The organism is Metamycoplasma auris (genome assembly GCF_003253435.1).
In the GTDB taxonomy this organism is placed as follows: domain Bacteria; phylum Bacillota_I; class Bacilli_A; order Mycoplasmatales; family Metamycoplasmataceae; genus Metamycoplasma; species Metamycoplasma auris.
Map to the genome: position 1 here is coordinate 87,772 of NZ_QKUB01000001.1, position 14,077 is coordinate 101,848.

Annotated in this window: 13 protein-coding genes and 2 tRNA genes; 12 read left to right on the top strand and 3 right to left on the bottom strand. The window is 26.4% G+C overall.

Annotated elements, in window-relative coordinates; all coding sequences use genetic code 4:
* Positions 1–21 precede the first annotated feature (21 nt).
* Positions 22–111 (top strand) — tRNA-Ser (locus BCF89_RS00405).
* Positions 112–257: 146 nt separating this feature from the next.
* A tRNA-Ser gene (locus tag BCF89_RS00410) sits at positions 258–347 on the top strand.
* Between the two features lie 71 nt (positions 348–418).
* Here the strand turns inward: BCF89_RS00410 and BCF89_RS07440 are convergent.
* Positions 419–2,095, bottom strand: a complete 1,677-nt coding sequence (locus tag BCF89_RS07440) for a BspA family leucine-rich repeat surface protein (protein ID WP_111518008.1) — start codon at positions 2,093–2,095, stop codon at positions 419–421.
* Positions 2,096–2,539: 444 nt separating this feature from the next.
* Between BCF89_RS07440 and lepA the strand changes: the two genes are divergently transcribed.
* The 7 genes from lepA (at position 2,540) to metG (ending at position 10,109) form a co-directional block, all read left to right on the top strand.
* A complete protein-coding gene (gene lepA / locus BCF89_RS00420; protein ID WP_111518010.1) occupies positions 2,540–4,348 on the top strand; it encodes a translation elongation factor 4 in 1,809 nt (602 codons plus the stop codon).
* A 47-nt stretch (positions 4,349–4,395) separates the two neighbouring features.
* Positions 4,396–5,301 carry an MSC_0882 family membrane protein gene (locus tag BCF89_RS07445; RefSeq protein WP_111518012.1) on the top strand — a complete coding sequence of 302 codons (906 nt, stop codon included), beginning with the start codon at positions 4,396–4,398 and terminating at the stop codon, positions 5,299–5,301.
* A 12-nt stretch (positions 5,302–5,313) separates the two neighbouring features.
* Positions 5,314–5,538 (top strand): YneF family protein, encoded by a 225-nt coding sequence (locus BCF89_RS00430; RefSeq protein WP_111518014.1) that lies wholly within the window; start codon positions 5,314–5,316, stop codon positions 5,536–5,538.
* A gap of 142 nt (positions 5,539–5,680) precedes the next feature.
* Positions 5,681–5,926: a hypothetical protein gene (locus tag BCF89_RS07450; RefSeq protein ID WP_211305403.1), complete on the top strand. Its 246-nt coding sequence runs from the start codon at positions 5,681–5,683 to the stop codon at positions 5,924–5,926.
* Positions 5,927–6,005: 79 nt separating this feature from the next.
* Entirely contained in the window at positions 6,006–7,604 is a 1,599-nt protein-coding gene (locus BCF89_RS07455; protein ID WP_211305404.1) for an MFS transporter, read from the top strand.
* Between the two features lie 155 nt (positions 7,605–7,759).
* On the top strand, positions 7,760–8,557 hold the full coding sequence (locus tag BCF89_RS00445; RefSeq protein WP_111518016.1) for a tRNA1(Val) (adenine(37)-N6)-methyltransferase: 798 nt from the start codon (positions 7,760–7,762) through the stop codon (positions 8,555–8,557).
* Positions 8,547–10,109: a methionine--tRNA ligase gene (metG, locus tag BCF89_RS07460; protein WP_111518017.1), complete on the top strand. Its 1,563-nt coding sequence runs from the start codon at positions 8,547–8,549 to the stop codon at positions 10,107–10,109. Before BCF89_RS00445 ends, metG begins: the two co-directional genes overlap by 11 nt.
* Positions 10,110–10,204: 95 nt before the next feature.
* Here the strand turns inward: metG and BCF89_RS07465 are convergent, their stop codons facing one another.
* Both BCF89_RS07465 and BCF89_RS07470 read right to left on the bottom strand, forming a co-directional pair.
* Positions 10,205–10,429: a hypothetical protein gene (locus BCF89_RS07465; RefSeq protein WP_111518018.1), complete on the bottom strand. Its 225-nt coding sequence runs from the start codon at positions 10,427–10,429 to the stop codon at positions 10,205–10,207.
* Positions 10,430–10,569: 140 nt separating this feature from the next.
* The gene (locus BCF89_RS07470; protein WP_111518019.1) at positions 10,570–11,055 is read right to left on the bottom strand and encodes a hypothetical protein; all 486 of its coding nucleotides are present in this window, start codon (positions 11,053–11,055) and stop codon (positions 10,570–10,572) included.
* Between the two features lie 227 nt (positions 11,056–11,282).
* Between BCF89_RS07470 and BCF89_RS07475 the strand changes: the two genes are divergently transcribed.
* The 3 genes from BCF89_RS07475 to obgE all read left to right on the top strand — a co-directional run bounded on the left by BCF89_RS07475 (position 11,283) and on the right by obgE (position 14,039).
* The gene (locus tag BCF89_RS07475) at positions 11,283–12,443 is read left to right on the top strand and encodes a phosphatase PAP2 family protein (RefSeq protein WP_111518020.1); all 1,161 of its coding nucleotides are present in this window, start codon (positions 11,283–11,285) and stop codon (positions 12,441–12,443) included.
* A gap of 18 nt (positions 12,444–12,461) precedes the next feature.
* Positions 12,462–12,635, top strand: coding sequence for a hypothetical protein (locus BCF89_RS07480; RefSeq protein WP_170108349.1), 174 nt, complete (start codon positions 12,462–12,464; stop codon positions 12,633–12,635).
* Between the two features lie 132 nt (positions 12,636–12,767).
* Positions 12,768–14,039: a GTPase ObgE gene (gene obgE, locus BCF89_RS00470; protein WP_111518021.1), complete on the top strand. Its 1,272-nt coding sequence runs from the start codon at positions 12,768–12,770 to the stop codon at positions 14,037–14,039.
* Positions 14,040–14,077 lie beyond the last annotated feature (38 nt).

Sequence of the window (14,077 nt, forward strand, 5' to 3'; positions counted from 1 at the left end):
GTTATATTGTAATTTATATAAGGGCAATTACTCAAGTGGACGAAGAGGATAGCTTGGAAGGTTATTAGGAGTTAATAGCTCGCAAGGGTTCGAATCCCTTATTGCCCGCCATATCATTTGCCAAATCATTTTCTAAGAAAGCAAGCATCATATATTAAGGTTGCTTGCTTTTCATTTGTTTTTTAAATTAATTTATATTAGATAAATAAAAACTAATTTATTATTTAAATTAAATTAAAATAATTATGTTAAGTATTGGGCAATTACTCAAGTGGCCAAAGAGGACAGTCTCGAAAATTGTTAGGAGTTAATAGCTCGCAAGGGTTCGAATCCCTTATTGCCCGCCATATCAGTTAAATGAATAAAAAAAAAGATATGATCTTGTTGTAGGTCATATCTTTTTTGTTTTGGTTAAGGACTAGAATGCTGATCTTGAAGAATTTCTAGATGATGACACTCTCATTTTCTTAACTTTATCTTTTAATTTGTTAGGCAAGTGATTTTCATTATCATGAATCATTGAGCCTTCAGCAAATTTATAGTATTGATAATTTTTAGTTAATTTATCAGTATTTCAATTTTTAATTTCTTGATTAAATTCCTTTGCGTTATGAAACATTTGAGCCATACTTTCAACCATTTTTGTATCTCAATTTCCAATTGGCTTATTAAATTTGACAGCCCCATAAAACATATAACTCATATCAGTAACTGATTCGGTTTTTCATTTGTTTAATTCTTGATTGAATTGTAAAGCGTTTTCAAACATACGAGACATATTTTTTACTTTGGATGTATTTCAATCATTAATTGAATGATTGAATGTTTGCGCATTGTTAAACATTCATGACATATCAGTTACTTTTTCAGTTTTTCATTTTGAGATGTCTTGGTTAAAGTTCTTAGCATTATAAAACATAGCGCGCATGTTTTCGACATTATTAGTATTTCAATCTGATAGTTTTCCATTAAATTTTTCAGCAAAACTAAACATATTTGAAAAAGATTTTACTTTTTCAGTTTTTCATTTTGAAATATCCCCACTGAACTTCTTGGCTCTTTCAAACACAGATTCCATATTAGTTATATTTGATGTATCTCATTCATCAATTCCATCAACATTTTCGCTCTCTAGATCTCTAAAAGCACCTTCTAAACTTGTTATTAATGTTGGAAGTTTCTTAGGTAATTTTTTAACATTTTTTGGAAAAGAAGTAATTACAAATTCATCACTTCTAGAATCATGATAAAATCCAATTTCAAGGATTTCAGTAGAATCTAAATCCTTTAAATTTCTATCATAAGTAGATTTAATATTTCCTCTATTATCAAGGTATTTAGTAGCTTTTTTTCCAGGACTAATTTCTCCGATTTCTAATTGTAGTTCATCGCCATCAATTTGAAGATTAAAAGTTGAAGGTTGTGTTTGTTCTTTTTCTTTTTCTTCCTCTTTTTCCTTTTTTTCTTCTTTTTGTTTCTTTCGTTCTTTATAAATTGAATAGAATTCTTTTTTGCTATCTTCATCTTTTAATGATAATTTTGAATGCTTACGATTTGATTTACTAATAACAGCTTCTAAAATCTCAGAGAAGTTTTGGGTAGTAGTTAGCTTTCCCTTAAATTCTTTAGCTCATAAAGATTGAAGTTCTTTCTTTGTTTCTTCTTTGTATTGGGATTTTGTTTGTATTTGAAAACTTACTTCTAAAACACCTAAATATTTCTCTTTTATATTTGATGAAAATTTTGCCTTACTATTTGATGTTTCTTCTAACTTTAAACTTTCAAAAATACTACTATCAATAGATGGATATTTAGATTTTAAAGCATCAATAATTTCTTTGCTTGTTGGTTTTGAATCGTTAGTAATAATCAATCCTAATTCTTTATTCTCAAATAACTTATCTAGGTCTATAGATGCCATTTCAGACGGCATGTAATTATTTTTATTAGAACTCTCATCGTCCTGTAAATTTTTATCAGTTATAGGTTTCTTATCTTTCTTGCTTAATAATATAGCTGTTGGAATGGCAATGGTTGGAACTAAAATTGCGCTTGCAGTTGAAATGCCAATGATTAATTTCTTATTTTTTGTCATTCTGTATTTTCCTTTTTTTAATTTTTATAAATTTTTGTGATTACTTAAACTTTCTAATTAAATGGCTATGTTTTTAAGACATTAGAATCATGAGGAAATATTAAAATGAAAAGTATAACTAAAATTGGTTAATCATGCAAAAAAAATGACAAAAAAATATCAATTTTATTGATAATAAATTGAAAATTTATTCATTTTAATTAAATTCTGACTATTTATCTAACGAAATATATTTAAATTTTTCTTATTAAAGCTAAACATTTTTAACTTATATTTAGGATTTTTTTTAATTAAAAAGTTGAGTTAGTAAAATCTCAAAAATATCTTTTAAATATGCTCATTTAATTATATTTTTAGTACTAATAAGTTTGAGACTTATTCAATCATAAGTATCAAAAATTAAATATAAATAAATTTTAGTTTTATATCTATAATTATAAAAATATGACAAATGAGAAGATAAGAAATTTTGCAATAATTGCGCATATTGATCATGGTAAAAGTACGCTTGCAGACCGTATTTTAGAATATACTGATACAGTAAGTAAACGAGATTTGAAACCACAATTACTTGATTCAATGGACTTAGAGCAAGAACGGGGCATTACAATTAAATTGAATGCTGTTCAAATTAAGTATAAGGACTATGTTTTTCATTTAATTGATACACCTGGACACGTTGATTTTACTTATGAAGTTAGCCGTAGTTTAGCAGCTTGTGAAGGAGCGCTTCTATTGGTTGATGCAACACAAGGAATACAAGCACAAACACTTGCAAACGTATATTTGGCAATTGAGAATAATCTTGAAATTATTCCTGTAATCAATAAGGTTGATTTGCCAAGCGCTGATCCAGAAAGAATTAAAAAGGAAATTGAAAATATCATTGGAATTGACGCTTCCAATGCAATTTTAATTTCAGCTAAAACAGGAATCAATATTGATAAGGTGATTGATGCGATTATTGAGCGAATTCCATATCCTAAAGAAGCAAGTCCAAATAAACCACTTGAAGCATTAATTTTTGATAGTTACTTTGATAATTATAGAGGCGTAGTAATTTATACGAGACTTTTTAATGGGGAACTTAAAGTTGGAGATGAAATTTATTTCATGCAAACTAAGAAGAAATACCTTGTTACAGAATTAGGAGTTAAGAATCCTAATGAAGAAAAAAAAGACAAACTGAGTGCTGGTGAAGTTGGATGAATTGCTGCTTCAATAAGGGATGTTAAAAGTGTTTCGGTCGGGGATACAATAACTCTTGCAAATAATCCCATTTCTTATCCTCTCCCAGGGTATAAGAAAATGAAACCAGTTGTTTATACTGGATTTTATCCTGTCGATACAAGAGATTACAATCTTTTAAAGGATGCACTTGAAAAAATAGGTTTATCTGACTCATCCATCGTTTGAGAACCAGAAACGTCAAAGGCTTTAGGTTTTGGGTTTCGAATTGGTTTCTTAGGCTTACTACACATGGATGTATTACAAGAAAGATTGGAAAGAGAATTCAATATTGATATTTTAGCAACAGCGCCATCTGTTGAATTTGTTATAACCTTAACAAATGGCAATGTTGAATACATTACTAATCCTTCCTTGTTTCCAGATCGCAGTGTAATTAAAAGCATTGAAGAGCCATACATAAGATCTTCGATTATGTTGACAGAAGAATACATTGGCCCAATTATGGAGTTATGTCAATCAAAACGAGGAAAGTATATTGATATTGAGTATCTTGATGATAAGAGAAGACGTTTAATTTATGAATTACCTTTAAATGAAACAATCTTTGATTTCTTTGATTTAATGAAGAGTTACTCAAAAGGATATGCTTCTTTTGATTATGAACATATTGGACTTCGCGAAAGTGATTTGGTTAAAGTCGATATTATGCTAAACGGTGAAAAAATTGATGCTTTAGCATTAATTGTACATCGTGATTTTGCATATAATCGAAGTCGAGAACTAGCAGAAAAACTCAAAGAAGTTGTTCCAAGAAAAAATTTTGAAATTCCAATTCAGGCTGCAATTGGGGGTAAAATAATAGCAAGAGAAACTATTAAGGCCTATAGAAAAGATGTTACAGCAAAATTGTATGGAGGCGATGTTACAAGAAGACAGAAACTTCTAAAAAAACAAAAAGAAGGAAAGAAAAGAATGAAACAAATAGGAAGTGTTGAAGTTCCTCAAGAAGCCTTCTTAGCAATTTTGAAAACCGAAACATCTAGCAATAAGAAAAATAAATAAAATCTAATCATTTTACTTAATACTTAAATTAAAGAAGGAGGTGTACATTGGAAATTAAACCATTGATTGTCAATAATCAAACTGATAATCTTTTATTTAATGATCAAAAATTAAATTCATTGAATTTGAACGTTCAATCAGAAGAAGGCAATGAAGGTAGAATATCGCAAACTCTAAAAACTCTTGATCCAGAAAAAGTTATTCCAAATGAAATTTATAAACTTTTTTTGTCAGAAAAAACCCAAAAGAAAATTAGTTTGATTTTATTTAGTATTGTTTTTGTATTTTCCTTTATTGCCTGCTTATTGTTTGCCTTTGCTAAGGATTTATTTATTAAGTTAAAAATTGTTGATGCAACAATTAAATCAATTCCATGAGGTTGATATGTAATTCCAATTATTTTAATTGTGATTTCATTTACTTATTTTTCACTCAATCTTATTGAATTTGTAGGTATTAAAAAATCAATAGTTTTCTATCGGATTGAACTAAGAAACGGAAATAAAAAAGCACCGCAATATATCGAGAAACTTTACTTAAGATTATTAAAAAAACAAGTACGCCGAACCTGATTAGTTGTTGCACTTTTATTTTATGTTGGACTATTTACGCTTATTTTTTGAGCTTTGCAAGATCAAAAATGAGGCAAACTAGATTTTAAGAAATGAATTCACAATTCATTTTCAAACCCTAACATTTTAGTGTATACGCTTTGTGGTATAATGCTATTGGTATTATTGCTATTTATCATCGGTACAATCTATCGTAAGAAAAAAATTAGTGATATTCAAGTATTTTTTGGTAACGAAGTAATGAATTATAAAGATTATGCTGAGATAAAAACCAAAACACATAAGTTTTGAGCAAAAATATTCTTTTTAAGTGTACTAATTATTCTTATAATACCTGCAATCATTTTGTTAATAGTTTTGAAAGTAAGAAAAAAGATTTAATAAGGGAGAAAAATGCCTACCTGAGGAATTGTATTATTAGTTATATTACCATTGTTGTTTGCTGCGATTTCGGCATTTGTAACATTGTATATTGCAAAGAAAAAATTCGAAAAACAATTGAGAGAAAACCCACCAATTAATGAAAAAATGATTAGGGTTATGTTCCAACAAATGGGTCGCAAGGCATCGGAAGCACAAATTAGACAAGTTATGCGCTCAATGAAAAACGCTAAATAATCAAATTAAAAAAATAATAAATCTCAATGCGTATTGAGATTTTTTTATTTTCATGTTAAAAGACAAAAAAAATTATAAAAAAATGATCTCTATATGCTAATAATGATAAACTTATATAGTTTACATTTTTGGGATTAGAAAGATGAAAACATACACAAAAAACAACATAAAATATACTAGTTCTCTTACTCTATCAATGATAGGTTCAGAGGCATTTAAACTTGGAACTTCAATTTTTATATATAAATTTACAGGTAACCTTTGATTAGTAACAATCTTTTATTTATTAATTCAACTTCCTTCGATCTTTGTTTACCTATTAAGTTCGAAAATTGTTAAGAAATTAAAGAATGATAAATTAAATTTTATTGATTGCCGATATCTTTAGTTTTATTTATCTAATCCCGGTGTTAATTAATTTATTCCTGATTGAGAATAAATTGATTCTTTCAATCGTATTGATCATATTGAATACTTGCCTTGGAATTATTCACTCATTTAGATTCATTTATCTAAAAAATGTTGTTTATTATATTGCAACAAATAATAAGGAAATGAAAACGCTAAATATATCTAACTCATTTGCAACATCATTTGGTCTTCTTTTATCTGCAATTCTTTCATTCTTCTTATTTAAGAATTTAGCATTTTATTGATTAGTAATTCTAAATATGGTTACATATTTGATTTCTGGTTTCTTATATTTCTCGCTGCAAACTACAAGTTCATCAACAAACTTTCAAACAGAAAATGATCATAGCAAACAAATTATTAAAAAAACTAAATTGAAGTCATGAATTTTTATTCTTTGTGGTACATTTTTAGTTGGTATATTCTTGTATCCAAAAATCTCTGGACTCTCGCAATTATTTTCAAGTTTGACTAGTTATAAGATTGATACGTGAGGATTTTATTTATCAATAATCTTTACTTTGTTTTCATTGCTTGGTGTGATAGTATCTTATTTTTTAAGATCAAAAGAAAAATATCAAAAAACATTCTTTATTATCTTAATTGCTTTAATGTTAATTTTAAATTTTGTTTGATTACCATTTAAGAATACAAAAGAAAGTAGTTATTTGATAAGTTATATTGCAATTACTACAACACAACAATTTCTATTTTCATTGTTCATTCCAATCTTTTATTCATTATCATATGAATTATTTGATAAGCATAATTTTCATAAGCAAAATGGAATATCAATCGTCTTTAGAATTCTGTTATCATCGCTAATTAATTTGATATTAACATTGATAACAATACAATTTACATACTTTTATGCTTATTTATTTTATTCAGCAGTTATTTTAATTGCTTGTTTGGGGATTTTTTATTCTATGTTTGATTTAAGAGATTTAAAAATTAAAAAATATTACAACAACAAACTAATTTCAGATGAATATAAGGAAACAACTACAAAAGGTTTATGAAAATCTGAAAAATTAATCTTAAATGATCTAATTACTAAGAAAGTTAAAATAACAAGTATTTTAGACATTGGATGTGGAACTGGAAGAACAACTTTTGAATTGGAAAAAATTTTTCCAGAAGCAAAAATTATTGCCATTGATATCTCAAAAGAGTTAATGAAAAATTTAAAAGATACAAAAAATATCACTTTTTTAATGCAAAATATTCTAACTTTCAAAGAAGATACCAAATTTGATTTAATCTTCTTTAGTTTCAACGGGTTAACCAATATAATTTCTAAAAGAGATCTTGATAAATTCTTTAAAAAAATCAATAATCTTCTAAGAGATAAAAATAGTCATTTTATATTTACAATTCATGATATGTTTTCATCAGACGAATATAAAGATTTTTGAACTAATAAAATTAAAGTTTATTCTCTTCCATTATTTTCAAATAAAAAAGTTCTAATCAATACGCGTCTGGGCATTAAGCATATAAATAGATTTTATACACATGAAGATATGCTAAAAATCTTTGATATTTATTCTTTTAAATTAAATAACCATTTTAAACGTAATGATGATCTTGAAGAAGATTGAGTTAAAGATTTTTCAATGCCTATAATTTTCTACGATGTTTCAAAAAAATAATAGTAAAATTCGAAACTTAGCTTTCGAATTTTTAAATTCTGATTCTTAATAGCGATTAAGAAAATGAAATTAATTTAAATACTTTTTAAATAACTAATAAAGGCAAAAATTAATTTAGTTATGTGTCTAAATATTTAAATATAATTTAATAGACGATGAAAAAAGTTGGTATTTTCAAAAATAATTTAGGTTATGGCAATGATCTTTTTGTCTATCAAGATAAAGAGATGTTTAATTATTCAGTTGATACAATTTTATTAGGCAACTTTATTTCAATTAATCGAAATGTTTCTAATATTTTAGAGATTGGAACAAATAATGGAGCACTTTCAATATTTGTTGCAGCTAGATCGAAAAGAATTAAGATTGATGCAATTGAAATTCAAAGTAAGGCAGTTGACTTGGCTAAAAAAAATGTAAAACTCAATAATATGCAACAACAAATCAATGTTATTGAAGCTGATTTTAGAGTTTATGCAAAAGAATATGCATTCAAATGTGGAAATAAGTTAGCAAAAAAATATTCTTCAATTATTGCCAATCCTCCTTACTATAATGAAAACTTTAATAAACCTAGAAACACAGGGACTTATGAACAAAAATTAGCTACACATGAAATTAATTTAAATCTTGAGGAACTTATTTCTTTATCATCTAAAATCATTGAACAAAAAGGTTATTTATCAATTGTTCTACCGATGGCTAGATATATTGATTTAATATGTCTATTAAGAAAATATAACTTTGAACCAAAAAGAGTGCAACTAATTCATACAAGAATAAATTCGCAACCTAAATTCTGTTTAGTTGAATCAAGATTCAATTCGGGTTGAGGAACTTTTTTTGAACCTAATATTTATTTACATAATGAAGATAAAAGCGATCACTCATACAATGAAGAAACAAAAAAACTGTATATTCCAATCAAAGAAGGTATTAAAGATGCAAAATAAAAAAACTTTTTATGTTTCAACTCCAATTTATTATCCAAGTGGAAACTTACACATTGGACATCTTTTAACTACAACGCTAGCATGAGTCTATCGGAATTATAAAAAATCAAGAGGATATGATACTTTTTTTGTTACTGGAATTGATGAGCATGGTCAAAAAATTCAAAAAAAAGCGCTAGAGCAAAATTTGGATCCACAATCATATGTTGATAAAGAATCACTTAAATTTGTAAACTTATGAAAAATGCTTGATATTGATTATGATTTCTATAGTCGAACTACAAATAAAGAACATGAATCAATGGTACTTGAAGTTTTTTCAAAAATGTTTGAAAAAGGATATTTATACAAGGATAAGTACATAGGATTATATTCGGTTAATGATGAGGAATTTTTAACTAAAACTCAAGCAATTTTAAAGGACAATCAATACTATCATCCAACTTCTGGACATCTACTTCAAGAAATAGAAGAAGAAAGTTATTTCTTTAATATGAAAAAGATGCAAGAGTGAATTAATTTATTTTTTGCATCTAATCCCAATTTTCTAACTAATAAAAATATACAAAAAGAATTAACAAGTAACTTTCTTCAAAAAGGATTGGAAGATTTATCAATTACAAGAATTTCTTTTGATTGGGGAATCAAGATACCAAAGGAAAAATATAATGATTCAAGACAACATGTAATTTATGTTTGACTTGATGCATTATTTAATTATCTAAGTGCATTAGGATATAAGAGTAATAATGAAAAGAATTATTTGAAATATTGAGTTAATGGAGATGAGAGAATTCATGTTTTAGCTAAAGAAATATCAAGATTTCATGCGATTTATTGACCTATTTTTCTTAAGAGTATTGATATAAACCTTCCAACAAAAGAAGTAGTTCATTCATGAATTATTACACCTGAAGGAAAAATGTCTAAGTCAAAGGGAAATGTAATTGAGCCTATTCCTCTAATTGAAAAATATGGTGTCGAAGAAATTAAGTATTTTTTTAGTTCGCAAGTGAATATTGATAGTGATTTCTCCTTTAGTGAAGAACTTTTAATCAATGTTTTAAATGCAGATTTAGCAAATAATTTTGGAAATCTAGTCAATCGCACAATCAAAATGATTAACCAAAATTTTGAAAATGGAGTTTCTTATATCAAGGAAGACTTAGAAGCAATAGATATTGAAACACTAAGTTTATATTCACAATATTACTTAGATTATGTTACTGAATTAGATAATTTTCATGCGGATAGAGCTTTAAAGATAGCAATCTTGCTATCATCTAAATTGAATGAATATATTGATTTAACTAAACCTTGAAGCTTAAAGGAAAATAAAAAACGTTTAAATTGTGTATTAGATGTATTGCTTAATGGAATTTATGCAATTGCATTTATGCTTTCAATTGTAATGCCTAAAAAAATGCAAAAAATTCTTTCATTCTTAAAATTAGATGAGTTTAGTGATAATCAAATCAATAATCATTCCAAATTTGATAATCTTATTCCAGATGCAACTGAAATTTTATTTTCTAGAATTATTAAAAAGTAATCAATCTAATAGAATTCAAGATGTTAAATTTCATCCAATAACTAAATTAAAAAAATAGAGTATCCTGATTGGAACTCTAATTTTTTATTAAATAATTATCATTCAAAATTAAATGTAATTAGAAATGCTGATAGATATTTAAAGTTATTTTTAACTTTTCTATTTTTAACTAAAATAGCAGTTATTTTTGTTATATATGAAATAATAAAGATACCAACAAATAAAACAATTATAGTGATTAAACCAGTTCAACCTGCTTTTCAGTAATCAAAAGTATAATTTGCTCATACAGTAATGATTGAAATAACAAAATATGTCATTAATAAACAATTAATTCACAAGTAATTGATTGTATTTCCACAGTTAACTTTGTTACTTGATTTTGACTTATACAATAGTGGAATTAGTAGATTGTCAATCAATATAATTCTTATCAATGAAAATGAAGCAAATGCAATAATTACTTGATGAATTCAATCATGTTTGCTTGAAGTATCTTATATGCAAAAGTAATAATAAGTGTGTGAATAAGAATATAGAAAGCAAATCAAATTAAATTAACATAGAACTGTAAGTTAATCAAACTAGATTTTGTTTCCTTATTTGAATCTTTTTCAATAATATATTTTGCAATACTGTAACTTTGAATATTTTTTAAATTATTTGAGTCAGAAATTAATCTATTAATTGTTGGACTTATGAATGTAAAATTGATGATTGATATAGTAATGAATATGAAAAGTTTAGCAATGGTAATTGCAAATATTGCTGGGCGATTAGTTGCAACAACATTAATTTTGATTGAAATAATATCAATTGCATAAATCAAAATGAAAATAGCTTGAATTATTCAACTGAGACTTAGTGCAAGATCACGTTTTTTTGATCTATTCAATGAATAAAGTAAGTGACTTGAGCTAGATATTGATGTGTGTAAATATTTCATGTTTTCTTCTAGGTTATAAGAGAGATTTTATGTGTATTTATTATATCTATACACACTTAATTATATAACTTATAGGATGAATAATTTTGTATCATAAATGCTAAACTAATTCAATAAAATTAATAGTGCTGAAATTACAAAATTCAGTTTTTTTGTTTTAAAGAATATTGATAAATTCAGTTATTTTATTGATATTATTAAATTAATAGAAAACAAGAATTTTGAAAATGAGCAACAATGTAAGATATAAATCTAAAAAAGAAAAAGACACAGTCTTTAATTTAGTATTTTTTAGTTTGCTTGCATTATTCTTTATTTCATTAATTAGTTTTATTATCTCAAGCCCATACTCAGGAGATTTAAAACTTGCTAAATTTTTTGAGCAAGCTTTTTTAAAATCTGAATTTGCTAGATATTGATCAGTTTTTATGGAAATTTCAGGTAATACGCTATTGGGTGTCTTTTTATTCTTTGCTGCGATGGTCATATTTGAAACTCTATTTTTAGTCAAAGCAAAAAATAGTAAGAAAAATCTTTGATTTCAATATCGATGAATACTAAATGCAGGTTACTTTATATATCCAATGATATTTATTTGTGTGTTATGTTATAAAGCATATATTGGAATAAAAACCGGTAACGGTTTTGGAAGCGAGGGAGATGCGATATATGCTACAAAGTTTATATATCGTAAAGTAGCACTAATTTCAACTATATTTGTTCATCTTGCATTGTTTATTTGAGGTGGTTGATATTTACATTTTAAGTTTGCAAGGTCACAAGATTTTTTAACAAACAAATATTGAGTTGAATCAATTAAATTTATTTTATTTAGCATCATCTCATACATTATTATTATCCTAGTAAAGGGACTCACATCAAGACCATATTATTACAATGTTATTTATGGAGATTTACTTGAAAGTGTGAAGCAAGAACATCCTGAATGAGTGAGTTATTACTTATCTCAAAATTGAGCAAAACATGGTTTTGATCTCGGGGATGGAAAATATGCAGGAAATATACCGCTTGATATCCAACTTCCTTGGTATGTGATTAATGGAAAACCATTTAAACCAGATCCACAATTAAAATTCTTTGATAATTGAGTTGATTGAGCATTTCCTTCGGGACATGTAATTGCTACTCTTAACATTGGACTTATATTTTTCTTCTTTCTTTCAAACAATAAAACATTGAATTACAAAAAAATAATTTGAATAGTTGTGTATTTAATTTATTTTTGGTCAATGGCAGTTGGTCTAATTGTTAATCGTGCACATTGGGTTAGTGATATTGCATTCTCTTTTCTTTGAGGAGCTCCGTTAGTTGCAATTGTACATTATATAGGATTAAAAATCAAGAAAAAACATGCAATGAAAATATAAATATTACTTAAATTTAGAATGGGTAATTTTTGTTCATTTGCATTGAATTTGATTGAATTAAATAATTACATTGGTATATATTCAATCAATTCTAAAGACAATTTAATTCAATTAGATTGTTTAGAATTCAATGTAAATAAACATATGAAATTGAATTGAATAATTAGTATAGTATGAAATTGAAGAGATTAAAATATATACTTAATATTTTCATAAATGCTTGGAAAATTACTAATTAAAAAATGAAATTTCTAATTATTTAGGATAAATAACTTAATAATCTAAATATCCTTAAAAGAGCTATTTTTTGATAAAATAAATCACATGAAATTTATTGATGAAGTTGATATCATAGCAATTGCAGGAAAAGGTGGTGATGGAATCATCAGTTTTCGTCGTGAAGCAAATGTGGATAAGGGTGGTCCAGATGGTGGTGACGGTGGTGACGGAGGGTCAATTTACTTCCAAGGAGACTCTGGACAAAATACACTTTTAAGTTTCTATTATCAAAATAAGATCGTTGCTGAAAGTGGTCAAAATGGAAAGCCTAAAAATGCTTATGGTAGGGGAGGCGAAGACTTAATTGTAAAAGTTCCGCTTGGTACTTCTGTTTACAAAGATAATAAATTAATTGCTGATGTCGTTAGTGAAGACTTATATTTAATTGCCAAAGGTGGCAAAGGTGGCAAAGGCAATTTAAGATTCAAATCATCAAGAAATACTGCGCCTAGAATATGTGAAAATGGTTTACCAGGCGAAAAATTTAATTTGCATTTGACTTTAAAAGTTTTGGCGGATGTTGGACTAATTGGTAAACCTAGTGCTGGAAAAAGTACAATTCTTTCTTTGATTTCCAATGCAAAACCCAAAATAGCGGATTATGATTTTACTACATTAGTTCCTCAATTAGGATTGGTTAAATATTTTGAGAATAATTTTGTCATTGCTGATTTGCCAGGTTTAATCGAGAAGGCTTCAGAGGGTAAAGGATTAGGGATTCAGTTTTTAAAGCATATTGAACGTTGTCGTGTCATTTGTCATGTTATTGATTTTGGAGATCCAAACAAGGATCCAATTTCAGATTTTGAAATTATTAATCATGAACTTAAAAGTTACAATCTTAAATTGGAATTACTTCCACAAGTCGTTGTTGCTAATAAGTCAGATTTAGAAGCATTTGATCATCATATGAGTTTATTTAAAATAAAATATCCTCACATAAACTTAATTGTTAACTCAGCTTTTAATGATTCGAATATTGAAGAAATTAAGAAGCAACTCTGAAATACACTAAAAGATGCAAGAGATAATTTAATTGATAATATCGACGAAAATGAAGATGTAGTTTTAATTCAACTAGAAAAAAATAAGATTGAAATTAAACAATTATCAAGTGATACATATGAAATTATTGGTGATGATGTATATGCAGTATATGACAAAATTCCAGTTATTTCATTAGATAATCTTTGAAGATTTAATACAAAACTAAAGAACCTAGGAGTCTTTGAATTGATAAAAAACTCCAATATTAAAGATGGTGACACAATCAAAATCAAGGATTATGAATTTGTTTGAAATGAAGAGGATTTCTAGAAATAAAAAAAATAATATTTTTATATCTTTTTTATGAA